This is a genomic window from Sphingomicrobium aestuariivivum, from assembly GCF_024721585.1.
Taxonomy (GTDB): domain Bacteria; phylum Pseudomonadota; class Alphaproteobacteria; order Sphingomonadales; family Sphingomonadaceae; genus Sphingomicrobium; species Sphingomicrobium aestuariivivum.
This window is the reverse complement of record NZ_CP102629.1, coordinates 1,683,429-1,704,344: the sequence shown is the minus strand read 5'-3', so window position 1 is coordinate 1,704,344 and position 20,916 is coordinate 1,683,429. Positions and strand designations below refer to the sequence as shown.

The 20,916-nt window shown below is 67.9% G+C and carries 24 protein-coding genes; 10 read left to right on the top strand and 14 right to left on the bottom strand.

Features of this window, described 5'->3' with window-relative positions; translation table 11 throughout:
- Positions 1-88 precede the first annotated feature (88 nt).
- The 3 genes from NUW81_RS08850 to NUW81_RS08840 are packed head-to-tail and all read left to right on the top strand — an operon-like array spanning position 89 to position 2,366.
- Positions 89-232, top strand: coding sequence for a hypothetical protein (locus NUW81_RS08850; RefSeq protein WP_245112485.1), 144 nt, complete (start codon positions 89-91; stop codon positions 230-232).
- Positions 223-1,947, top strand: coding sequence for an asparagine synthase-related protein (locus NUW81_RS08845; protein ID WP_245112483.1), 1,725 nt, complete (start codon positions 223-225; stop codon positions 1,945-1,947). The genes NUW81_RS08850 and NUW81_RS08845 overlap by 10 nt, the downstream gene beginning before the upstream one ends.
- Positions 1,944-2,366, top strand: coding sequence for a lasso peptide biosynthesis B2 protein (locus NUW81_RS08840; RefSeq protein WP_245112480.1), 423 nt, complete (start codon positions 1,944-1,946; stop codon positions 2,364-2,366). Before NUW81_RS08845 ends, NUW81_RS08840 begins: the two co-directional genes overlap by 4 nt.
- On the opposite strand, the gene NUW81_RS08835 is transcribed toward NUW81_RS08840, so the two are convergent.
- Complete coding sequence (locus tag NUW81_RS08835) at positions 2,363-2,704, bottom strand: hypothetical protein (protein ID WP_245112478.1); 342 nt, start codon at positions 2,702-2,704, stop codon at positions 2,363-2,365. The genes NUW81_RS08840 and NUW81_RS08835 overlap by 4 nt on opposite strands.
- Before the next feature lie 374 nt (positions 2,705-3,078).
- Here NUW81_RS08835 and NUW81_RS08830 point away from each other — a divergent pair, with 374 nt between their 5' ends.
- Positions 3,079-3,966, top strand: a complete 888-nt coding sequence (locus tag NUW81_RS08830) for a peptidylprolyl isomerase (RefSeq protein WP_245112476.1) — start codon at positions 3,079-3,081, stop codon at positions 3,964-3,966.
- 18 nt (positions 3,967-3,984) lie between these two features.
- Here the strand turns inward: NUW81_RS08830 and NUW81_RS08825 are convergent, their stop codons facing one another.
- From NUW81_RS08825 to NUW81_RS08815, 3 genes are all read right to left on the bottom strand, one after another.
- Positions 3,985-4,248: a hypothetical protein gene (locus NUW81_RS08825; protein WP_245112473.1), complete on the bottom strand. Its 264-nt coding sequence runs from the start codon at positions 4,246-4,248 to the stop codon at positions 3,985-3,987.
- A gap of 114 nt (positions 4,249-4,362) precedes the next feature.
- Positions 4,363-6,834: an ABC transporter permease gene (locus NUW81_RS08820; protein WP_245112471.1), complete on the bottom strand. Its 2,472-nt coding sequence runs from the start codon at positions 6,832-6,834 to the stop codon at positions 4,363-4,365.
- Entirely contained in the window at positions 6,831-7,502 is a 672-nt protein-coding gene (locus NUW81_RS08815; RefSeq protein ID WP_245112469.1) for an ABC transporter ATP-binding protein, read from the bottom strand. The genes NUW81_RS08820 and NUW81_RS08815 overlap by 4 nt, the downstream gene beginning before the upstream one ends.
- A gap of 77 nt (positions 7,503-7,579) precedes the next feature.
- On the opposite strand from NUW81_RS08815, the gene NUW81_RS08810 reads away from it, so the two are divergent.
- Positions 7,580-8,221 carry an arylesterase gene (locus NUW81_RS08810; RefSeq protein ID WP_245112467.1) on the top strand — a complete coding sequence of 214 codons (642 nt, stop codon included), beginning with the start codon at positions 7,580-7,582 and terminating at the stop codon, positions 8,219-8,221.
- On the opposite strand, the gene NUW81_RS08805 is transcribed toward NUW81_RS08810, so the two are convergent.
- Positions 8,218-8,532 carry a PilZ domain-containing protein gene (locus tag NUW81_RS08805; RefSeq protein WP_245112465.1) on the bottom strand — a complete coding sequence of 105 codons (315 nt, stop codon included), beginning with the start codon at positions 8,530-8,532 and terminating at the stop codon, positions 8,218-8,220. The genes NUW81_RS08810 and NUW81_RS08805 overlap by 4 nt on opposite strands.
- 256 nt (positions 8,533-8,788) lie before the next feature.
- Here NUW81_RS08805 and NUW81_RS08800 point away from each other — a divergent pair, with 256 nt between their 5' ends.
- Positions 8,789-10,216, top strand: coding sequence for a L,D-transpeptidase family protein (locus tag NUW81_RS08800; RefSeq protein ID WP_245112464.1), 1,428 nt, complete (start codon positions 8,789-8,791; stop codon positions 10,214-10,216).
- A 59-nt stretch (positions 10,217-10,275) separates the two neighbouring features.
- Here the strand turns inward: NUW81_RS08800 and NUW81_RS08795 are convergent, their stop codons facing one another.
- Together NUW81_RS08795 and NUW81_RS08790 are read right to left on the bottom strand one after the other, a co-directional pair.
- Positions 10,276-10,890: a hypothetical protein gene (locus NUW81_RS08795; RefSeq protein WP_245112463.1), complete on the bottom strand. Its 615-nt coding sequence runs from the start codon at positions 10,888-10,890 to the stop codon at positions 10,276-10,278.
- A 145-nt stretch (positions 10,891-11,035) separates the two neighbouring features.
- Positions 11,036-11,644 carry a murein L,D-transpeptidase catalytic domain family protein gene (locus NUW81_RS08790; protein WP_245112462.1) on the bottom strand — a complete coding sequence of 203 codons (609 nt, stop codon included), beginning with the start codon at positions 11,642-11,644 and terminating at the stop codon, positions 11,036-11,038.
- Positions 11,645-12,033: 389 nt separating this feature from the next.
- On the opposite strand from NUW81_RS08790, the gene rpsU reads away from it, so the two are divergent.
- Both rpsU and NUW81_RS08780 read left to right on the top strand, forming a co-directional pair.
- Positions 12,034-12,240: a 30S ribosomal protein S21 gene (rpsU, locus tag NUW81_RS08785; RefSeq protein WP_245112460.1), complete on the top strand. Its 207-nt coding sequence runs from the start codon at positions 12,034-12,036 to the stop codon at positions 12,238-12,240.
- 24 nt (positions 12,241-12,264) lie between these two features.
- Positions 12,265-12,801, top strand: coding sequence for an FKBP-type peptidyl-prolyl cis-trans isomerase (locus tag NUW81_RS08780; protein WP_245112458.1), 537 nt, complete (start codon positions 12,265-12,267; stop codon positions 12,799-12,801).
- A gap of 42 nt (positions 12,802-12,843) precedes the next feature.
- On the opposite strand, the gene NUW81_RS08775 is transcribed toward NUW81_RS08780, so the two are convergent.
- From NUW81_RS08775 to pyrE, 7 genes are read right to left on the bottom strand one after another with little or no spacing between them, the layout of a single operon-like run.
- Entirely contained in the window at positions 12,844-13,947 is a 1,104-nt protein-coding gene (locus NUW81_RS08775) for an AI-2E family transporter (RefSeq protein WP_245112456.1), read from the bottom strand.
- Complete coding sequence (gene lepB, locus NUW81_RS08770; RefSeq protein WP_376741944.1) at positions 13,947-14,921, bottom strand: signal peptidase I; 975 nt, start codon at positions 14,919-14,921, stop codon at positions 13,947-13,949. Before lepB ends, NUW81_RS08775 begins: the two co-directional genes overlap by 1 nt.
- Positions 14,922-14,932: 11 nt before the next feature.
- Positions 14,933-15,334: a holo-ACP synthase gene (gene acpS / locus NUW81_RS08765; RefSeq protein ID WP_245112455.1), complete on the bottom strand. Its 402-nt coding sequence runs from the start codon at positions 15,332-15,334 to the stop codon at positions 14,933-14,935.
- 3 nt (positions 15,335-15,337) lie between these two features.
- Positions 15,338-15,634, bottom strand: a complete 297-nt coding sequence (locus NUW81_RS08760) for a hypothetical protein (protein ID WP_245112454.1) — start codon at positions 15,632-15,634, stop codon at positions 15,338-15,340.
- A complete protein-coding gene (locus NUW81_RS08755; RefSeq protein WP_245112453.1) occupies positions 15,631-16,374 on the bottom strand; it encodes a pyridoxine 5'-phosphate synthase in 744 nt (247 codons plus the stop codon). Before NUW81_RS08755 ends, NUW81_RS08760 begins: the two co-directional genes overlap by 4 nt.
- Positions 16,371-17,411 carry a serine hydrolase domain-containing protein gene (locus NUW81_RS08750; RefSeq protein WP_245112452.1) on the bottom strand — a complete coding sequence of 347 codons (1,041 nt, stop codon included), beginning with the start codon at positions 17,409-17,411 and terminating at the stop codon, positions 16,371-16,373. Before NUW81_RS08750 ends, NUW81_RS08755 begins: the two co-directional genes overlap by 4 nt.
- Positions 17,408-17,986 carry an orotate phosphoribosyltransferase gene (gene pyrE / locus NUW81_RS08745; RefSeq protein ID WP_245112451.1) on the bottom strand — a complete coding sequence of 193 codons (579 nt, stop codon included), beginning with the start codon at positions 17,984-17,986 and terminating at the stop codon, positions 17,408-17,410. Before pyrE ends, NUW81_RS08750 begins: the two co-directional genes overlap by 4 nt.
- A gap of 177 nt (positions 17,987-18,163) precedes the next feature.
- On the opposite strand from pyrE, the gene coxB reads away from it, so the two are divergent.
- Positions 18,164-19,198: a cytochrome c oxidase subunit II gene (coxB, locus tag NUW81_RS08740; protein WP_245112450.1), complete on the top strand. Its 1,035-nt coding sequence runs from the start codon at positions 18,164-18,166 to the stop codon at positions 19,196-19,198.
- A 14-nt stretch (positions 19,199-19,212) separates the two neighbouring features.
- On the top strand, positions 19,213-20,898 hold the full coding sequence (ctaD, locus tag NUW81_RS08735) for a cytochrome c oxidase subunit I (protein WP_260508491.1): 1,686 nt from the start codon (positions 19,213-19,215) through the stop codon (positions 20,896-20,898).
- Positions 20,899-20,916 lie beyond the last annotated feature (18 nt).

Genomic DNA, 20,916 nt, shown 5'->3' with positions numbered 1-20,916 from the left:
CGGTTAAATATAGCTGTAGACGCGAACGCTACCTCTTATTAGGTAACGCGGTGAAATCAGCCTGTATTTCATGTTCGGATCCACTAGTATGTCCAAGATGACCGTCAACAAAGCCGTCTGGTCCTGTCCGCGTCTCGATCGCGTTCCTGCCAAGCATGCGCGCATGGCGACGAACGGGAACCTGTGCGAGGGACAATATACCAAGGTCGGCAAGTCGATGAATTGCAGCTGACGCCGCAACCCGATTCCGAATTCCCCCTCCCCCGGCACGTCGTTCCCGGGGGCTCTCCCGCCGACACACCCCCTCCCGCCCATGAGCGCGACGGCTTCGCGCTCTGGCTCGATGCCGACATCCTGCCCGACGCGGACACGCTCGACCGCATCCTGTCGCTGCTTGTCGCTGACGATGCAGCGGCCTTCGACCTCATCGAAGGCGGCTTCGCCGGGCTGTTCACCGGGCCCGACATCGCGATCCTCTTCCGCGACGCGCTCGGCCATCGTCCGCTCCATTACGCCGCCACCGGCGACGGCCGGATCCTGCTGGCACGCGATCCTCTCCCGCTCGCCCGCCAGCTCGGCGCCCCGCGGCTCGACGACAAGTGGCTGGCGCGCTTCTTCCTGACATTGCCCGAAGAGGGACCTCGCACCCCTTACATCGGCGTCAGCCGCGTGCCCCCCGGCCATGTCGTCGAGATGCGCGGCGACGAGGTGCGTGTCGCACGCTGGTGGGAGCCCGATTTCTCAGCCCTCGACATCAGCTTCGACGAGGCACTGGCAGAGGCCACGCGCCTGCTCGACCGCGGCATCCACCGCGAACGCGGCGACCTCTTCCTCTCGGCGGGCGTCGACAGCAACGTCATCCTCACGCGGCTCGCCGCGATGGGCCGCAGCCCGCGCGCCATCACCGGCTCGCCATCCGCCCATGCCGATCCCTCGACGATCCAGCTGGTCGATGAATATCCGCTCGCCCACGCCGGCCTGCGCAGCCTCGACCTCGGCAGCGAGCACCACCGCCTGCGCGCCGCGCCGAGCGGGCTGCGCGATGCCCTCAACTGGGGCTTCGCCGCCTTCCAGCGCCCCATGTACAATCCGTCCAATCTCGGCTGGGTCGACGGTTGCCAGGCGCTTGCCGCCGACCTCGGCATGAACCGCATGCTCGACGGGATGCAGGGCAATTATACGCTCGGCCACAATGGCGTGCGCCCGACCATTGCGGCCGCCGCGCGCGGCCAGTGGGGGCGCTGGGCCTCGCTCATCCTCGCCAATGGCGGGCGCGACATCCGCGCCTCGCTGCGCGCCGCCCCGCCGCGCTGGCTGGCGCGGCTCCTCGCCATCCCCGCGGGCTGGCGCCACGCAGGCGCGCTGTTCGCCAACCGTTGGTCGGGCGACATCCGCGCCGCGCTCCGCCCCGAGGTCGACGCCGGCATCCGCATCGACAACAATGCCGACGGCAGCTGGGTGCCAGAGCGCCGGTTGCGCGAATATATCCTCCAGCTCGACCCCGCCCCGCGCACCCGCGCCGCCCAGCTGCGCCACGGCGTCACGCTCGTCGACCCTTACGCGCAGCGCGAGCTGGTCGAGTTCTGCCTGCGCCTGCCCGAACATATCTACCGCCACGAGGGCCGCTCGCGCTGGCTCCAGCGCGCCATGCTCGACCCGCGCCTGCCGCCCGCCATCCGCGAACCGGTGATGACCGCCGCACAGGGTGCCGACTGGCGCGCCGCCGCGCTGCGCGATGCGGGGCTCATGCGCAACATCCTCGAGCGGCTCGAGGCAGGCCATGCCGGCGCGCATCTGTTCAACGCCCGCGCCATGCGCCGCGCCCTCGACGACTGGCCCGCCAGCGGCTGGGACGACGAGGACCAGGTCATTCGCTACCGCATCCATCTGGGGCGCGCGATGACCTGCGCCGCCTTCTCGCAATGGGTCGAGGACGGCTGCCCGTGAGCGAAAATCCCGTGCGCCGCCTTCCCGCCCGCGTCGTCATCGAGGCACTCGGCGACCATCTCGCCGCTGCCGCCGCGCTCCGGTCGCGCCCCTTCGAGGCGCTCGTGCCGACCCGCCAGCGCCACCGTCCGGGCGCCACGATGGAGGAGCGCGACCTCATCGAGCGCGCCACCCGCGGCTGGGCCCGCCGGCTGCCGTGGAAGACCGAATGTTTCATCCAGGCCATCGTCGCCATGCGCATGCTCGAGCGGCGCCGGCGCGATGTCCTGCTGCACTACGGCACCCGCCGCGGCGTGGACGGGCTCGAGGCGCATGTCTGGGTGAGTTCGGGCGAACTGCCGGTGGTGGGCCACCGCAACGCCCATGAGTTCGTGGAAATCGCACGCTTCCCGCCGCAAAAGGCGGCGGCCGGCGCCTAGGGCTCGTTCGAGCCGGGCTCGACCTCGCCAAGCTCGGGCTGGTTCTGCCCCTCGCTGTCGGCGCGGGTGATCTCGCAGGCCGGCAGGCCCTGCTCGGCGACATCGACGCAATTGCGGACCTGCGCCGAATCGTCGGCACCGATGAAGATCGCCCAGTCGCGCCCGTCGTCGCAGCTCGCGGTCCACATCATGAGATTCTCGTAATCGGCGACATAGCCCGAGCGCGTCACCCGCTCGCAGCGCAGCCCGCTCGCGCGGATGGCGCGCTTGAGCGCGATATCGCGATTGACGGGGGAGAGGTCGAACATCCGGTTCTGCGCTTCGGAGCGCACGGTCACCGGGGCATCCTCGGTCGGGGCGGGTTCACCGCACCCCTGGAGCAACGCGGCACAGGCCATGACTGGCAACGACTTCCTGAAGATCAAATCCACTTCTCCCCTCGCACCGGCCTCGATGCCTCCTCCTCATAGTCCTGCGCAAGGGTTTTGAGGGCGCGGCGAATGGTGGGATCGGCACTCGTCTGCGCCATGGTCCTCAATTCGCGGGGCGAAAGCCGGGGGGTCGTGTCCATCTCCATGCAAGGAGCAATGATCCACTTTGCACTTTGTTTCCCGGCACGCGAATTTTGATGCGCGGTTGACGCGCCCTTGCGCTTTCACCCCCCGCTGGCATGGTGGCGCCCGACCCGTTTTTCCCGTCCGGAGATCCTCCTATGCTGACCGCCGCCATCGCCCTTGCCGCCTTTCTCGCGCAGGAGGTCGATCCCGACGTCGCGGGGCAGACCCCGGGCGAAGTCGTCGCCGCCGCGCCCGCCGAGGCCTGGCGCGCCATCGCGCCCGACCATCTCCTCCTTGTCACGCTAGCCGACGACAGCGAGGTGGCGATCGAGCTCAACTCGACCTTCGCCCCCGTCCATGTCGCCAACATCCAGGCCATGGCGCGCGCCGGCTATTGGACCGGCGGTGGCGCCTCGGTCTATCGCGTACAGGACAATTATGTCGTCCAGTGGGGCCACCGCGACGACCAGCCCGAACTGCCTGCCGGGGTCGAGGAAACCCCGCCCGCCGAATATGTCCGCTCGATCGAGGGCCTTGCCGTGAACGGCTTCGGCATGCGCGACAGCTATGCCGCCGCCGTCGGCTTTTCGGACGGCTGGCCCGTCGCCCTTTACTCGGACGGCACGGCGAGCCTCACCCATTGCTATGGTGCGGTCGGCGTCGGCCGCAACATGAGCCCCGACACCGGCACCGGCGAGGAGCTCTATGCCGTCATCGGCCACGCCCCGCGCCATCTCGACCGCAATATCGCCATCGTCGGCCGCGTCGTCGACGGGATGGCGCATTACACCTCGCTCACCCGCGGCACCGAGGTGCTCGGCATGTATCCAGAAGGCGAGGTCGCCGCGCCCATCAAGAGCGTGATCCTCGCCGACATGCTGGCGCCCGAGGATCGCCCGAACTACGAGGTGCTGCGCTCCGACAGCGAGGCATTCGCGCGCTACGTCGCGGTGCGCGCCAACCGCGACGACGCCTTCTACGACGTCCCCGCGGGCGGGGTGGATGTGTGCAATGTGCAGGTGCCGGTGCGCGCCGCCGAATAGGACGCGCTACGGTTGGGTTCAGGCGGCCCAGACGTCGCGATGCGTCTCGCGCTTGGGACGATGGGCGATGATGAAGTCGACCGGCCCCTGGTCGAGCACCGCGCCCTCGAGCGGCAGCGCCGTCGCGCAGAAGGCACATTCGGCCGAGGTCCGTCCGACCAGCCAGTGGGTGCGCCCGCAGCCCGGACAATGGTTCACTTCGGCCTCGCGATAGACGGCGTGATAGCCGCGGTCATGCGATTGGCTGACCATGTCGTGGTTCATCTGCGGGACCTGGCTCATTCGGGCTTCCTTTCAACCCGCATAAACGTCCGCCCGACCGAAAGGGTTTCCAAAGTCTTAATTTAGGACAGGATTCGAGTCACTTTTGACGAAGCGGGCTTGGCGCGCCTGTCCTCAATGCGCCCGCAACGCCGCCGCCGGACGCCGCTTGAGCGCCGGCCGGACCGCGAGCATCGCGCTGCCGATCGCCACCGCGACGGTGGCCAGCGCCAGCCCCGCGATCGCGCCGGCATCGGGTGCGAAGGGGATCTCGAACCGGTCGGCGACGACGAAGCGTGCCACCGTGATGCCGGCGAGGATGGCGGTGAGCACCGCGCCGAGGCTGAGGATCGCGAATTCGACCAGTTGGGTGCCGACGAGCTGGGCCCCGCGCGCGCCGACGAGGCGCAACAGCACGAGATCGCGTGCCCGCGCCGCCCGCGTTGCCAGCACCGAGCCGGTCAGCACCACCACCCCGATGAGGATGGCGAGCAGGGTCGCGATCCGCACCGCCGCATCCAATGCGGTCAGCACCGAGCGCACGTCCTCGAGCACGCCCGCCACCGAGATGGCGCTTGCCGTCGGGAAGCGCCGCGCCAGCTTGGCCTCGAAGCCCTGCGGGATCTCGCGCCCCTCGGGCTCGATCGTCGCCATCAGCACATGCGGGGCTTGTTCGAGCGCGCCGGGCGCGAAGACGATGCCGAAATTGAAGCCGAAGCTGCGCCAGTCGACGCTGCGCAGCGAGGCGATGGTCGCGGTGACCTCGCGTCCCGCGATCGACAGCGTCAGCGTGTCGCCGACCGACAGGCCGAGATCGCGCGCCGCCTCTTCCTCGAGGCTGACGAGCGGCGGGCCGTCATAATCCTCCGCCCACCAGTCGCCCGCGGTAAGCTTGTTGCCCTCGGGCACGCCCGCCGACCAGGTCAGCCCGCGGTCGCCGCTGGTAAGCCAGCTGCGGCGCTCCTCGGGCAGGTCTGCCACCGCCACGCCGTCGACCGCGCTGACCGATCCGCGCAGGCTCGGCACGACGCGCAAGGTGGCGCCGGGGATTTCCTCCTCGACCAGCGCCGCCAGCGCATCGCCGCTGCCGCGCGGCAGGTCGGTGATGAAGTGCGAGGGCGCGCGCTCGGGGATCGCCCCGTCGAGTTCGCCAAGCAGGCTCTGGCTGGTCGCCGCCAGCGCGACGAGGATCGACAGGCCGAGCCCCAGTGCGACCGTCAGCGCGCGGGTCGCATTGCCCGGCCGATGCAGCGCCGCCACGCCGAGCCGCGCGATCGGCCCGCCGCGTCCGCTGGCGCGCCTCGCCATGAACTGGATCACCCACCCGAGCAGCCAGAAGAGCAGCGCGAGCACTGCCAGCGCGGCGATCGCCACCGCCGCCAGCCGCCAGCTGTCCGAACCGAGCAGCAGCAGCGCCACCGCGATGAGCGCGGCGAGCGCAGGCACGAGCCAGTCGGTCCGCCGCCCGCGCAGCCGGCCGCTGCCCGCATCGGCGCGCAGCAGCGCCTTGGGCGCGGTGCGCAGCGCCCCGAGCAGCGGGCGCCATGCCACCGCCAGCGTCACCGCGACCGCGATTCCCGCCGCCAGCGCCAGCGCGCCCCAGTGCGGCCCGACATCGGGCGCCACGGGGAAACGGTCGGCGAGCAAATCCTCGAGCAGCGGCGGCACTGCCGCGCCGATCAGCAGCGCGGGCAGCAGCGCAAGCCCCACCGCGAGCAGGATCTCGATCCCGAGCATGGCAGCAAGGTCGCGGCGCTGGGCACCGATGAGTTTCAACCGCGCCACCGCCGCCTGCCGCGAGGTGGCAAAGGCGCGCATCGCCGCGCCGATACCGAGCGCGCCGATGCCCAGCGCGGCGATGGCGATGACGAGAAGCATGTCGCCCGCCATCGCGACAAAGCGCTGCGTGCCGCGGCTCGCCCCTTCGCGCGTCGTCGCTTCCCAGCCGATCGGTTCGAGCGCGGCGAGCAGCGTCTCCTCCGCGCCCTCGAGCGCGGCGGGATCATCGAGGGCGATGCGATACTGATAATCGACGAGGCTGCCGGGCACGACCAGCCCGCTGCGCGCCAGCCCCTCGCTCGTGACCAGCGCTGGCGGGGCAAAGAGGAAGGTGCCGCCGGGCATGCGGTCGATCAGCCCCGCGACGACATAGTCGGCGGTGCCCAGCGAAACATTGTCCCCGACGTCGAGCCCGAGCTGGCGCGCCGCGCCGCGCCCCAGTGCGATCTCGTCCGCGGCATCGGGCGCGCGGCCCTGCAGCGTGATTTCGCCCGCCAGCGGGAAGAGCGCATCGACGCCGCGCAGGTCGACGAGCGCGATGGCATCGTCGCGGCGCAGCATCGAGCGGGTCGCCACCGCCTCGCTCACCGTTCCGAGCGCATCCATCGCGGCGCGCTCCTCGGCGGTTGCGGGGCGCTGCGCCTGGCTGACGAGCAGGTCGCCGCCCAACAGCGCGCGACCATTCTCGTCGATCGCGCTGTTCATCGAGGCGACGAGGCTCAACACCGCCGCCAGCCCCGCGACCGACAGGAGCAGGCAGGCGAACAGGAGGCCGAGGCCCGCGCGTCCGCCCTTGAGGTCGCGCCGCGCCAGCGTCCAGCCGATCATTCGGCGAGCTTCCCGTCGCGCATGTGCACGGTGCGGTCACAGCGCGCCGCCAGCCCCGCGTCATGGGTGATGATGACGAGCCCCGCCTCGCGCTCGGCGGCGCGTTCGAACAACAGGTCGGCGATCCCCGCCCCCGTGGTGGTGTCGAGATTGCCGGTCGGCTCGTCGGCGAGCAGGAGCGCGGGGCCGGGCGCGGTGGCGCGGGCGATGGCTACCCGCTGCTGCTCGCCACCCGACAGTTCGCTCGGATAGTGGGTCAGCCGTTCGCCCAGCCCGACGCGCGCCAGTTCGGCCTCCGCGCGCGCGAAGGCGTCCTTGGCGCCGGCAAGTTCGAGCGGCACAGCGACATTTTCGCGCGCCGTCATCGTCGGCAGCAACTGGAAATCCTGGAGGACGATCCCGACGTGTCGGCCGCGCAGCCGCGCCAGCCCGTCCTCGCCGAGCCCGGCAAGGTCCTCGCCCGCCACTTCGACGCTGCCGCTATCGGCGCGCTCGAGCCCCGCCATCACCGCGAGCAGCGAGGACTTGCCCGAGCCCGAGGGGCCGAGGATGGCGAGCGTCTCGCCCGACGACAGCTTGAGATCGACACCCTTGAGGATGTCGACGCGGGCCGCGCCCTGGCCGAGGGAAAGATGGACGTCGGAAAGATCGAGGAGGGTCTGGGTCATGGCTCTCGGGGCTAGGGGCAGTTGGGCAGCTTGGCAATTGCGGGCGAGGGCCGAACGCGCTAGCCCGACCTTCGACCATGCTGCGCATCCTTCTCCTTCTCGCCTTCCTCGTCGCGCCGCTTTCTGCAGGCGGGGCGCAGGAAACGGCGAAAGTCGCGGAGCCGCGCGGCGTTACCATCCTCGCGTTCGGCGACAGCCTGACGGCAGGTTACGGCCTTGCCGAAGGTCTCGGCTTCGCGCCCCAACTGGAGGACGCCCTGCGCCGCGAGGGGCTGGCCGCCACCGTGATCGATGCGGGCGTGTCGGGCGATACCAGCGCCCAAGGGCGCGAACGCCTCGGCTGGACGCTCGACAGCCTCGAGGAGCTGCCCGACGTGGCCATCCTCGAGTTGGGCGGCAACGACATGCTGCGCGCGCTCGACCCGTCGGTCACCGAGGAGAATCTCGCCGCGATGATCGAGGCGCTGCAGGCGCGCGAGATCGAGGTGGTGCTCGCCGCCATCCCCGCCGCGCGCAACTACGGCCCCGACTATGTCGCCGCCTTCGATGCCGTCTATCCCGCGCTCGGCGAGCGCTATGGCATACCCGTCCTGCCCTTCGTCCCCGAAGGCGCGAGCCGCGCGGGGCTGCTGCTCCCCGACGGCGTGCATCCCAATTTCGAAGGGGTGAAGCAGATCGTGACGGCGTTCACGGCGCGGCTGGTGCCGCTGCTCGACTAGTCCTCGTCGCCGACGAGACCGGTAACGTCCACTTCCTCGAAGAATTCGGCACCGAGACGGTCGCCCGCGATCCACTTGACCATCGCGCTGGCGCGGTCGCGGTTCGGGATGATCAGCCAGATGCGCATGCCGGTATCGAACTCGTGCCCCGGCACTTCGGCGGAAAAGCCGTGCGCCGAGATGTTGACGAGGCGCGCCTCGCTGCCCTCGGCGCCCATTTCGCGGACCTGCGCGTCGACATCGACCGGCTGGCGCTTCGAGCGCCGCCGTTCGGCCGCCGGATCGACTTCCGCGATTCGCGCTTCGACCATGAGTTTCCGTTCGTCCTTTTTCCGTCCGCCCGAGGCGGTCAATTCGCGCGCCTTATAGTCACAAATTCGCAAAAGGGGGAAGTTTCTCGAAGGCTTGAGCCGCGCGGCCGCGACCGGGCGTGATCGCGGGGCGTCCGGACGCGTGCCGAATCGCTGGTGCTGGCCGTTCAGCTTGTATATTGTCCAGCCTTGCTATCCGGGGGGCAGAAGACGACATGTGGGGTGTCGTCAATCCCTTGGTCCTGCAGGATTTTCCATGACCCGTTCGCTTCGCTCGCTTGCTGCCGCCACCATCCTCCTGCCCGCCTCGCTGGCCGCGCAGGACGCCGCGCCGACGCCGCCTGCCGTGCCGCAGGTCGACCCGGTCGAGCTGCCCGCCGCCGAGGTGCCGGGCGAGACCGCGCCCGCCGCGACCGGCAAAGCGCAGTCCGGGCCCGACCAGCATCTCCTCCCCGCCTCGCCCGAGCGCGAGCTGGGCGCGCCGATGTGGCCGGTCGAACCCGTGGAACAGATTCCCTTCTGGCAGGTCGCCGATGTCGAGGAGCTCCTGAGCTATATCGACACCATCGACACGCTCGGCCTCGATGCCGCCGACTATGATCGCGCCGCGGTGGATGCCGCGATCGCCGCCGGCGACTATGACGCCATGTCGGTCGCCGCGACCGAACTTTTCGAGAAACTCGCGCGCGACCTAGCGCTCGGCCATGTCGGCCAGGACGGCCGCGTCGATTGGCACATCAAGGACACCGACTTCGCCGAAGACGGCAGCCTGCGCGGCTATACCGCGCAGGCCATCGCCTCGGCCTCGATCACCAATTCGCTCGACCAGCTGGCCCCCACCCACCCGCAATATGCGGCGCTGGTCAACGCGCTCGAAGCCGAGCGTGCCAAGGGCGATGCGGCCGATGCGGAGAAGATCGCCGACATCCGCCTGAACCTCGACCGCTGGCGCTGGCTGCCGCGCGACCTCGGGGATCGCTACATCATCGTCAACGTGCCGGCCTATACCGCCGCGCTGGTCGAGGATGGCGTGACCAAGTCGCGCCATCGCGCCGTCGCGGGTGCCAAGCGCACACCGACGCCGCAGCTCATGGCCGAGGCGACGGGGGTCATCTTCAACCCCTATTGGAACGTGCCCAAGTCGATCGAACCCGAGATCCGCGGCAAGGGCGGCTACGAGGCGGTCAAGGACGCCGACGGCAATGTCGTGCGCTGGCGCCAGCCGCCGGGGCCGACCAATGCGCTCGGCCGGGTGAAGTTCGTGATGTACAATCCGCACCTCATCTACCTGCACGACACCAACGCCCGCGGCCTGTTCGACACCGAGGCGCGCGCCTATTCGCACGGCTGCATCCGCACCGAGAACATCCTCGGCCTCGCCACCATGCTGCTCGAGGAAGACGGCGGCGACTGGTCGGCGCAAAAGACGGTCGACGTCGTCAATTCGGGCGAGAATACGGGCGCCAAATTCGTCAACCCGATCCCGGTCTACATCGTCTACATGTCGGTGGCGGCCAAGGGCGACGGCTCGATCCTCGCCTATGAGGACATCTACGACCGCGACGGCCAGGTGCTGCAGGCGCTCAATGACGCCGGCACGGTGCCGATGCCCGGGGCCGAGGAGATCGAGCAGGCCGCCGACCCCCTCGCCCCGCTTGGCGAAGAGGTCGCCAGCGCCAACTAGGCTCGACCCGGACGAACTGAACCGGAAAACCCTGCCCTCACCGGCAGGGTTTTTCTTTTCTAGCGCTTTTGCTCCTTGACCGCACGCTCCAGCAGGGTGCCAAGAACCTCGCGCTGGTCGGTATCGATCGCTCTCCGGACCGTCCCGCCCCGGCGCCCGATCTGCGTCGCCATGAACTGCATGAAGGGCAGGCACAGGCTGGTCACGAACAGCGCGCCGACAAACTCGCCCGTCGAGCTGTCGAAGACCTGATAGTCGCCGCGGGCACCGTCCACGCCGTACAGCCAGAGGCCAACGCCGCCCACGAACAGAACCCAGCAGCCCAGCTTCACCAGCAAGGGACGTTTGATAAATCGCTCGTCGACAAGCGGGCCGCCATCATGGCTGGCGATCTTGGCGCTGGTCATCGCCAACAAGGTCGTCAGGACGTAGACGGCCAGCCCTGAGAGGAAATAGGCGGCAATCAGCTGGCGCGCTGCTTCATCGGCACAATAAGCGGCAACGTGATCCTGGAAATAGGGCAGCCTTTCTCCCCAACCGGTGTCGCAGGCATGCAGCGTCCCGCTGGTCTCGGCCCTGCCGACAAGATGGCGCGCCGCGAGGGTCGCGGTGAACAGGAAGACGATCTCGAAGAGAAAGATCTTTCCCATGGAGCGGTGAAACGGACGTTTCATGAAGGTCCCCCTGGCACGCATTAGGATCGGCGGTGCCCAGCCTGTCTGCCGACTGCTCCGCCTGCAACATTGAATTTGGCGCGCTCGAAAAAAAGGCGGGTCGCCCAGACGCCCCGCCCTTGTCCATGCTCGCCAGTGAAAGCCTCTACGCCAGCTTGTCGGCGTAGAGGAGGCGCCCGTCGCCGAGCAGGTTCATCGCCTGCCAATGGTCGCGCTTGCCACAGGCGAAACAACCTTGGCTCCGCCCGAGCTTGCCGTGGCGGCGCACCATGCCCGCTTCGGCATAATCGGCCGAATGCATGACGATGTAGCGCGACATGGCGTTCGAATTGGTGAAGTCGAGGCCTTGGAGCTTCATCGAGAGGCCGTATTTGCCGTGATAGCGGTTGGCCGTCGCATAGGCGCCCTGCGAACTGGCATGGCTGCCATGCCGGTTCGAGAACTGGTCGAGGAAGCCATTGTGGCTGCGGTCCGAACCGCTGCCGTGCGTGACGAGGAAATTCTCGACCTGCCCCGAGGCGAGGTCGACGATGTGGAAGCGCTTCTCCGAGCTATGCTTCGAATAATCGACGATGCCGATGCGGTCGTGATGGCGGATGCGGGTGCGGTGCGCATTGAGCGCCGCCTTGGCCTTGGCGAACAGCAGGGGATTGATCCCTGCGGGCGCGGCCTGGTCGACGAACATGGCACCCTGCTGGCCGGGGCGGACGATGCGCGGGACCGGCTGCGCGAATGCGGCTCCCGGAAGCGCCAAACCCGCTGCCCCCGCCACTGCACCTTTCAAAAGCGTACGCCGCCCCAGATCCGTCACTACAAACTTCCCCGCTCTCGTGTGTCACTCCATGCACTCAACGTCTTTTCTTATACCTATCAAAAAGTTAACGCGACATGAGGTGGGGTTCCATTCGTCCTTTCGCCGCAACGGTTCACCGATGACGGTCGGAACTTATCCATATTAAACGGCAGCCCGAGCCAAGGTGTCGGCAAGGCGATGAAAAGCTGTGCTGGCGGTTGAACAGCTGGCCCAAGGTTGCTAAGGGCGCGACCTCGCTGCGGCCCGTTCGGGCGTCCGCGGCCCGATTCTCTATGGACAATCCCGCCTGTCCAACCCTCCGGCGGGACTAAAGGAGCTGGTGGTTTTTTATGCAGATTATCGTTCGCGACAATAACGTCGACCAGGCGCTGCGCGCGCTCAAGAAGAAGCTGCAGCGTGAAGGCGTGTATCGCGAGATGAAGCTGCGCCGTCATTACGAGAAGCCCTCGGAAAAGCGTGCCCGCGAAAAGGCTGCCGCCGTTCGCCGCGCCCGCAAGCTCGAGCGCAAGCGCATGGAACGCGAAGGCGGTCGCTAGGACCTTCTTGCAGGGGGAAGGTTGATGTCGGTCACGCAGGTCCCGCTTCGTCCGATCGCCAAGGGATCGGTCGCCAAATTCTGGGTCGCGATCGTCGCGCTCATGGTGCTCGGCTTTGCCGTCGCCTGGGCCGCGACCCGTCCGCTCCAGGCCGAGACGACCGAGAGCGGCGTATCGATCCGCACCCTCGTCGAGGGTGAGGGCGAGACCATCGACGTGGTCGACGGCGCCTTCGTCAACTATACCGGCAGCCTTGCCGACGGCCGCGTGTTCGACACGAGCGACGGTCGTCCGGTGCCCATGCTGCCGGCCCAGACGGTTGCCGGTTTCTCCGAAGCGCTCCAGGCGATGCGTCCCGGTGGCTCCTACAAGGTGCGCATCCCCGCCGAGCTGGCCTATGGCGACAACCCGCCCCCGGGCAGCATCATTCCCGCCGGCGCGGACCTCTACTTCGACATCGAGATTGTCGATGTGGTCCGCGGCGCCGCGCTGATGATGCAGCAGCAGGCACCCCAGCCGCTGCCGCCCGAAGCCGGTGAGGAGGCCGCTCCCGCCGAATAAGCGGACGGCCCACGCCAGGAAACAAGAGACGCCCGGTCAGCTTCAGCTGGCCGGGCGTTCTTCTTTGTCTGGAAGGTCAGCCGACTTGTTCGGCGTTACCTTCGAATATTGCTCGAGCGCCGCCTTGATCGCCGCGATGAGCGGATCGGCGAGCAAGAGGCCGAGGATCCCGAACAAGGTGCCCATCACGATCTGCATCGCCAGCACCAGCGCGGGCGCGAGGTCGACCGTCTTCTTGGCGATCATCGGGATGACGACATAGCCGTCGAAATTCTGGACGAAGAGATAGACGAAGATGGCGTAGAAGCCCGCCTCGTTCGACAGCGAGAAACCCATCGCCACCATCAGCACCCCCGACACGAAGGCCCCGACATTGGGGATGAAGGCGAGCAGGCCCGTGAGCAGCGCCAGCAGCGCGGCGAGCGGGAAGGTGCCGATACCGATCGCCTGCGCCACCACCGTCAGCATGATGAAGGTGAATACCCCCTCGATGAACATCCCGAGAAGTCGCCCCGCGAGGAGGCGCCGCAGCGCATAGCCGACATGGTCGGAGATCTCGTAGAATTTCGGGCGCGTGCGCGTGGGCAACATCCACGCCACCCCGCGGTCGTAGAGCCGCGGCTCGGCGGCCACGAAGATGCCGATGACGATCATCAGGATCGCCCCCGTGATAGCGCCCAGCGCGGTGCCGAGGATGCTGGTCACGCGCCCGACCGAATCGAACAGGGTGGTCTCCACCCGCTCGACCGTCAGCTCGTTGATGACGCCGATCCGCTGCCCCCAATCGAACAATCGCGCGATCTGCCCGGCGACCGTGTCGCGCAGGGTGGCGAACTGTTCGAAGAAGGAGGTGCCGGCATACCAGCCGGTCCAGCCGATGAAGCCGAAGAAGGCCATGATGACGATCAGCAGGCGCCAGCCGCGCGCGATCGGCAGGATGCGCCCGAGGAGCCGCGTGCCACCATCGAGCATCACGGCAAAGACCATCCCGCCGGTGATGAGGAGAAGCGGCGCGGCGAGCAGCACGACGCCCGCCGCCAGCATGATGAGCCCGATCCAGATGAGCGCCTTCTTGACCTCGAAGCGAAGCCGCGGGTCCTCGATCTCCGTCGGGCCTGCGGTCTGCTCTTCAAGGCTCGGGCTCATCAGTCCTCCATGCCGGTCGCGGTCGTTCCCCTGAGGCTGGACCAGCTTCGACCGTCACGCAAGCTCGACCACCAGGTCGCGGGGTTGAGCGTCGCGCTGCCATCGAGCGAGAAAGTGATGAATTCGGCGCGCCCGCCGATCCGCTCGACGGGCACGGGGCCGCCCAGCCCCCCTTGCGCCAGCGGCACGCGGCTGTCGGCCGAGCTGTCGCGATTGTCGCCGAGCAGGAAGACATGGCCTTCCGGCACGGTGATCGGCCCGAACTCGTCGCTCGAGCGGCGGTAGCCGAGGTCGACCGTGTCGTAGCTCACGCCACCCGGCAGCGTCTCGCGCACGATCGGCAGGCGGCAGTAGAGCGCGCCGTCGGCGCCCTTCACCCGCGTCCCGTCCATGATGTGACACGGCGCATTGGCATCGACGGGGATGAGCGCGGCAGGGCGTTTTTCGGACGTCACCTGCTTGCCGTTGAGCACCAGGCGGCCGCCGGTCATGGCGATGGTGTCGCCGGGCAGGCCGATCACGCGCTTGATATAATCGTCCGAGCGCCCCGGCGGGGTGACGATGACGATATCGCCGCGTGTTGGATAGCTGCCGAACAGTCGCCCTTCCATTTCGGGCAGGGTCACGCTCCACGGCTCGGCGGGCCCGCGCAGGATCAGCATCCGCGTCAGCGCCGCCGGATTGGGAATGGTCGGGCTGACATGGCTGTAGCCATAAGGGAATTTCGAGACGACCAGCCGGTCGCCCTCGAGCAGCACGGGCATCATCGATTCGGACGGGATGTAGAAGGGCTTGGCGATGAAGCTGTGGAAGCCCAGCACCGCCAGCATCACCCAGAACAACCCTTTAAGCTCGCGCCACAGGAAGGCGCCCGTCTCGCGCAGGTTGCGGGGCTTGCGCGCCGGCGTCTTGCCCGCCGTTTCGACGGGCGGCGTCGCGGGGGTCTCGGGCGCGGGGGTCTCGGTGTCGCTCACGAAAAAACTCTTCAGAGGGGCTTGGCTTCGAGGATGACGAAGGCCTGCGCCCAGGGATGGTCGTCGGTCAGGGTCACATGGACGTGGATGCGGTGGCCCTCGGGGGTGAGTTCGTCAAGCCGCGCCTGCGCCCCGCCGGTCAGCGCCAGCGTCGGCGCGCCCGAGGGTGCGTTCACCACCCCGATGTCCTTCATGTAGACGCCGCGCTTGAAGCCCGTGCCCACCGCCTTGGAAAAAGCCTCCTTGGCGGCGAAGCGCTTGGCGTAGGTGCCGGCAATGGTGAAGGGGCGACGGCGGGCCTTGGCGCGCTCGACCTCGGTGAAGACGCGCATCTCGAAACGTTCGCCGAAACGCTCGAGCGAATTGGTGATCCGCTCGATGTTGCACAGGTCGCTGCCGAGCCCGATGATCATCGCCTAGCTCCCGACATGCAGTGCCAGCGCGATCGTCGGCGGCACGACGATCAGCACATGGGCGACAAGGTGGCCCGCGCTCGGGGTTCGGTCATGGCGGCCCGACAGGAAGAACCATCCTGCCGAAACCATCTGCAGCGCGAAGAAGCCGATCAGGGCCGCGGCGACCCAGCCGAATTCGACGCGGAACAGGAAGCCGAACCACGCCGCCGCCGCCCAGAAGAGCAGCGCCTGTGCCGCCACGAAAAGCATGACGAGCCGGAGCGCGGTAGATTTGCGGATCGTGGCGGTGGCCATCATCGCGCCTCGTCCATCAACTCGCGCATCCGCCACACCGCCGCCTCGAGCCCGACGAAGATCGCTTCGCCAACGAGATAATGGCCGATGTTGAGTTCGGCGATCTGCGGGATGGCGGCGATCGGCTGCACATTCTCGTAGGTGAGGCCGTGGCCGGCATGGGGCTCGATGCCGTTCTTTGCGGCGAGCGCGGCCATGTCGGCGATGCGTTTCAATTCGCGCGCCAGCTTTTCCGAATCGCCGTCGAGGAAGGCGTGCGCATATTCGCCGGTGTGGAATTCCACCACCGGCGCGCCGAGCCGGAGCGCGGCATCGAGCTGGCGCTCCTCGGCCTCGATGAAGAGCGACACGCGAATGCCCGCGTCCGACAGCCGGGTGACGATGGGGGCGAGCTGGTTGTGCAGCCCGTCGGCGTCGAGCCCGCCCTCGGTCGTCCGCTCCTCGCGCTTCTCGGGCACGATGCAGGCGGCGTGCGGGCTGTGCCGGAGCGCGATCTCGAGCATTTCCTCGGTCGCCGCCATCTCGAGGTTGAGCGGCAGGTCGGTCGCCTCCTGGATACGCCGGAGGTCGGCATCGCGGATATGCCGCCGGTCCTCGCGCAGGTGCGCGGTAATGCCATCGCCGCCGACGCTGGCGACGATCTCGGCGGCACGCACCGGATCGGGGTGATCGCCGCCGCGCGCGTTCCGCACGGTCGCGACATGGTCGATATTGACCCCGAGGCGAAGTTTCGTCGGGGTCATGCGCCGCACGCCGCCGCTGCCAACAGGTCGTGCGAAAAGCCGCTGCCCGTCCAGATCTCGCCGAAACCGAACATGTCCTCGCCAAGGCCGGTGAAGGCGACCAGCGCGAGCCCCTGTTCGGGCAGGATATAGTTGCGCGCCTGGTAGCTGCCGATGGCGCCGCGGCGCTCGACGATCCGCACCGGCGCCTCGCAGCCGGCGAGCGGGGCCGTAAATTCCCATTGCCCGAGCGCCGAATAGCCGACCGCCGGATCGCCCTGCCACAAGGTCGCCAGCGCATCCGCCCCGAGTAGCGCCCCCGCCATCAGCCCTTCGTCGATGGCGATCAGGTCGCTCGTGGGACCGGCAAGTGCCCCTGCCGCTCCATAGGCCGCGATCCGCTCGGCAGTCGTCCCGCCCGCGCTCGGCGCCAGCGGGGTCGTGGCGGTGACGAGGCCCGAGGAGGTGAGGCCGAGCGGCATGCCGATGCGCTCGCGATAAAGCGCGCCAAGGTCGTGCTGCGTCACCGCCTCGAGCACGCGGGCCACGAGCAGCGTGTCGCAATTGCTGTAATCGAAATCGCCGCCCGGCGCGCCGCGGCGGGCGATGCAGTCATCGAGGTCGAGCGGGAAGCCGGTATCGCCGTCGAATCCGGGCTGGTCCTCGGGGTCAAAAAGCCCCGACTGGTGCCGGAGGAGCTGCCGCAGGCTCGGCGCGGCAGGGCCCTCGCCCGCCCAGTCGACATAATCGGACACGGGCGCATCGAGCGACAGGCGCCCCGCCTCCACTTCCTGCATGACGATGATGGCGACGACCTGCTTGGTCACCGACGCCCACGGCCACACGGCCTCCGCCGGACCGCCGCGATAGCTATAGTCGTCCGCCGCCGGCCCACGCGACAGGGCGACCTCGCCCTCGAAGCCATATTGCTCGATCACCGCCGTCAGCGGGTCGGCGCCTTCCTCGAGCAGCGGCGGTGCCGGCTCGGGCGCGACCTCGGCGACGGACGGCGCGCAGGCGACCAGCGCGAGCGGCAGGAGCGCGGCCAGCGCCCTCACGAAGCGCGGCTGCCGGGCTTGATCGCGGGAATCGCGGCCAGTTCGGGCGGCAGTGCGTCGGGATCGTAAGCGGGGATGTCGAGCTTCACGAGCGCCCAATAAGGCACGCCGAGGCTGTCACCGCCGCCGCGATCGACGAGACTGACCTCGCCCACCACTTCGCCGCCTTCCTCGGCCACCGCCTCGATCGCCTCGCGGCTCGACAGGCCGGTGGTCACCACGTCCTCGACCATCAGCACCTTGGCACCTTTCTCCAGTGCGAATCCTCGGCGCAGGTGGAAGGTACCCTCGGGGCGCTCGAGAAACATGGCGGGCTTGCCCAGCGCGCGGCCCATTTCATGGCCGATGATCACCCCGCCCATCGCGGGCGAGACGACCGCATCGATGGAGTCGCGCACGTCGGCGGGGATTTTCGCGGCCAGCGCTTCGGCGAGGCGCGCGGCGCGGGCCGGCTCCATCAGCACGCGCGCGCATTGCAGGTAGGCGGCACTGCGTTTGCCCGAGGAAAGGATGAAATGTCCTTCCAGCAGCGCATCGGCGCTACGGAATTCGGCCAGAACCTCGTCTTCGGTCATGATTTTTCCTCTGTGCGTTCGGCTCTGCACATAAGGTTCGGGGGGGCTATCGTAAAGTCGCCCGCCCCGGCCCTTTTTGCGGCCTTGAGCTATCGGGGCCGTCTCTCTATAGAGGCCGCAATTCGCGATAGGTTCGCGCCTTCTCGCGCGCCCATAACAGATAAGCCTAGGATGACGATGAACGGGAAACGCTGGCTAGCCGCCCTCACCGCCCTCACTTTCCTGCCGAGCGCCGCTTCGGCCACGATCGAGACGCCGATCGGCGACCAGGTCGCGGCGCAAGCCGACCTCGACGGTGCCCCGGCCGAAGCCGCCGCGCCCGAATGGGTCGGCCTCGACGCCACGCAGGGCTATGCCGGCCCCGACGGCCGCATGGGGATCCAGGACCAGGTGACCGAGGTCGGCCGCCAGGCCGCGGCCTTCCACGACAACATGCTGCTGCCGATCATCACGGCGATCTGCATCTTCGTCCTCATCCTTCTGATCTGGGCGATGGTCCGCTATCGCCGCAGCGCCAACCCCGAGCCCAGCCGCACCACGCACAATACCGCGATCGAAGTGATCTGGACGGTCGTGCCGGTGCTCATCCTGCTGGTCCTCGCGGTGCCCTCGATCGGCCTCATCAAGAAGCAGTATGACGCCCCGCCGGCCGACCTCACCGTCAAGGTGATCGGCAACCAGTGGTATTGGGAATATGAATATCCCGACATGGGCATCAGCATCGTGTCGAACATGCTGCTCGAGGAAGACGATCCCGACCGCGAGGAAGGCTCGCGCTTCCGTACCGACGCCGACGGCCCCGCGCTGCTCGCCGTCGACGAGCGCCTCGTCATCCCCGCCGGCAAGAACGTGAAGTTCCTGATGACCGCCAACGACGTCATCCACTCGTTCGCCGTCCCGGCTTTCTGGATGAAGCTCGACACCGTGCCGGGCCGCATCAACGAGACCTGGGTCAACGTCGAGACGCCCGGCCTCTACTTCGGCCAGTGCTCGGAGCTGTGCGGTGCGCGTCACGCCTACATGCCGATCGCCGTCGAAGTCCTCCCCGAAGACCAGTTCAACGCCTGGGTCGCCGCCAAGGGTGGCACGCTCCCGGGCGAGGGCGAGGAAACCGCCGCCGAAGACGAAGAGAGCGCCGCGGACGCGCTCGAAGCCGGTGACGAGGCTGCGGCCGAAGAAGCCGAAGCCGCCGCTGCCAATACGAACGCCTAAGAGAGACGATATCCATGGCTACCACTGCTGACACGCTGCCGTTCGACGCCCCCAAGGGCGACACGCACGACCACGCGCATGACGCCGACCACAAGCCGGGCTTCTTCGCCCGCTGGTTCATGTCCACGAACCACAAGGACATCGGCACCCTCTACCTGATCTTCGCGATCATCGCCGGCATCATCGGCGGTGCCTTCTCGGGCATCATGCGCATGGAGCTCGCCGAGCCGGGCATCCAGTATCTCAACACCATGGGCTGGCCCTTCGGCGCCGGCGCCGAGGCGACCTTCAACGAAGCGCTTCACCACTGGAACGTGCTGATCGCCGCGCACGGCCTGATCATGGTCTTCTTCATGGTCATGCCCGCGCTCATCGGCGGTTTCGGCAACTGGTTCGTGCCGATCATGATCGGTGCCCCCGACATGGCCTTCCCGCGCATGAACAATGTCAGCTTCTGGCTGACCGCGGTCGCCTTCGTCATGCTCCTCGCCTCGGCCTTCGTGCCGGGCGGCACGGGCACCGGCGCCGGCACCGGCTGGACCGTCTATGCGCCGCTCTCGACCTCGGGGTCGGCCGGCCCCGCCGTCGACTTCGCGATCTTCTCGCTGCACCTTGCCGGTGCCGCCTCGATCCTCGGCGCGATCAACTTCATCACCACCATCTTCAACATGCGTGCGCCGGGCATGACCCTGCACAAGATGCCGCTGTTCGTCTGGTCGGTGCTGGTCACCGCCTTCCTGCTGCTGCTCGCGCTTCCGGTCCTTGCCGGCGCGATCACCATGCTGCTGACCGACCGCAACTTCGGCACCGCCTTCTTCGACGCTGCCGGCGGTGGTGACCCGATCCTCTACCAGCACCTGTTCTGGTTCTTCGGCCACCCCGAAGTGTACATCATGATCCTGCCGGCCTTCGGCATCGTCAGCCAGATCATCGCCACCTTCAGCCGCAAGCCCGTCTTCGGCTATCTCGGCATGGCCTATGCCATGGTCGCGATCGGTGTCGTCGGCTTCGTCGTCTGGGCCCACCACATGTTCACCGTCGGCCTCGACGTGAACACCAAGATGTACTTCACCGCCGCGACCATGATCATCGCGGTCCCGACCGGCGTGAAGATCTTCTCGTGGATCGCCACCATGTGGGGCGGCTCGATCAGCTTCCAGACCCCGATGCTCTGGGCGATCGGCTTCATCTTCCTGTTCACCGTGGGTGGCGTGACCGGTGTCGTGCTCGCCAACGGCGGCGTGGATAACTACATGCACGACACCTACTACGTCGTGGCGCACTTCCACTACGTCCTGTCGCTCGGTGCGGTCTTCGCGCTGTTCGCGGGCTTCTACTACTGGTTCGGCAAGATGTCGGGCAAGCGCTACAACGAGTTCCTCGGCAAGCTGCACTTCTTCATCATGTTCATCGGCGTGAACGTGATCTTCTTCCCGCAGCACTTCCTGGGCCTCGACGGCATGCCGCGTCGCTACCCCGACTATCCGGAAGCCTTCAGCTACTGGAACGAAGTCAGCTCGATCGGCTATCTCATCATGGCCGCCTCGATGGTGATCTTCTTCGTCAATGTCTTCTGGAGCCTCGCCAAGGGCAAGCCCGCTCCGGATAACGAATGGGGCGAAGGCGCGACCACCCTCGAATGGTCGCTGTCGAGCCCGCCGCCCTACCACCAGTTCGAAACGCTCCCGCGCGTCGACTGAGCGTAGGCTCCGAGCAAA

Excerpts from the sequence above, each read along its gene's own strand:
- NUW81_RS08795 (WP_245112463.1), bottom strand. The coding sequence starts at position 10,890 with ATGAAACGTCCGTTTCACCGCTCCATGGGAAAGATCTTTCTCTTCGAG.
- NUW81_RS08810 (WP_245112467.1), top strand. The coding sequence starts at position 7,580 with ATGCTGCGCATCCTTCTCCTTCTCGCCTTCCTCGTCGCGCCGCTTTCT.
- ctaD (WP_260508491.1), top strand. The coding sequence starts at position 19,213 with ATGGCTACCACTGCTGACACGCTGCCGTTCGACGCCCCCAAGGGCGAC.
- NUW81_RS08830 (WP_245112476.1), top strand. The coding sequence starts at position 3,079 with ATGCTGACCGCCGCCATCGCCCTTGCCGCCTTTCTCGCGCAGGAGGTC.
- rpsU (WP_245112460.1), top strand. The coding sequence starts at position 12,034 with ATGCAGATTATCGTTCGCGACAATAACGTCGACCAGGCGCTGCGCGCG.
- NUW81_RS08780 (WP_245112458.1), top strand. The coding sequence starts at position 12,265 with ATGTCGGTCACGCAGGTCCCGCTTCGTCCGATCGCCAAGGGATCGGTC.
- coxB (WP_245112450.1), top strand. The coding sequence starts at position 18,164 with ATGAACGGGAAACGCTGGCTAGCCGCCCTCACCGCCCTCACTTTCCTG.
- NUW81_RS08760 (WP_245112454.1), bottom strand. The coding sequence starts at position 15,634 with ATGATGGCCACCGCCACGATCCGCAAATCTACCGCGCTCCGGCTCGTC.
- NUW81_RS08850 (WP_245112485.1), top strand. The coding sequence starts at position 89 with ATGTCCAAGATGACCGTCAACAAAGCCGTCTGGTCCTGTCCGCGTCTC.
- NUW81_RS08825 (WP_245112473.1), bottom strand. The coding sequence starts at position 4,248 with ATGAGCCAGGTCCCGCAGATGAACCACGACATGGTCAGCCAATCGCAT.
- NUW81_RS08775 (WP_245112456.1), bottom strand. The coding sequence starts at position 13,947 with ATGAGCCCGAGCCTTGAAGAGCAGACCGCAGGCCCGACGGAGATCGAG.
- NUW81_RS08815 (WP_245112469.1), bottom strand. The coding sequence starts at position 7,502 with ATGACCCAGACCCTCCTCGATCTTTCCGACGTCCATCTTTCCCTCGGC.
- NUW81_RS08805 (WP_245112465.1), bottom strand. The coding sequence starts at position 8,532 with ATGGTCGAAGCGCGAATCGCGGAAGTCGATCCGGCGGCCGAACGGCGG.
- NUW81_RS08820 (WP_245112471.1), bottom strand. The coding sequence starts at position 6,834 with ATGATCGGCTGGACGCTGGCGCGGCGCGACCTCAAGGGCGGACGCGCG.
- acpS (WP_245112455.1), bottom strand. The coding sequence starts at position 15,334 with ATGATCATCGGGCTCGGCAGCGACCTGTGCAACATCGAGCGGATCACC.
- NUW81_RS08800 (WP_245112464.1), top strand. The coding sequence starts at position 8,789 with ATGACCCGTTCGCTTCGCTCGCTTGCTGCCGCCACCATCCTCCTGCCC.
- pyrE (WP_245112451.1), bottom strand. The coding sequence starts at position 17,986 with ATGACCGAAGACGAGGTTCTGGCCGAATTCCGTAGCGCCGATGCGCTG.
- NUW81_RS08755 (WP_245112453.1), bottom strand. The coding sequence starts at position 16,374 with ATGACCCCGACGAAACTTCGCCTCGGGGTCAATATCGACCATGTCGCG.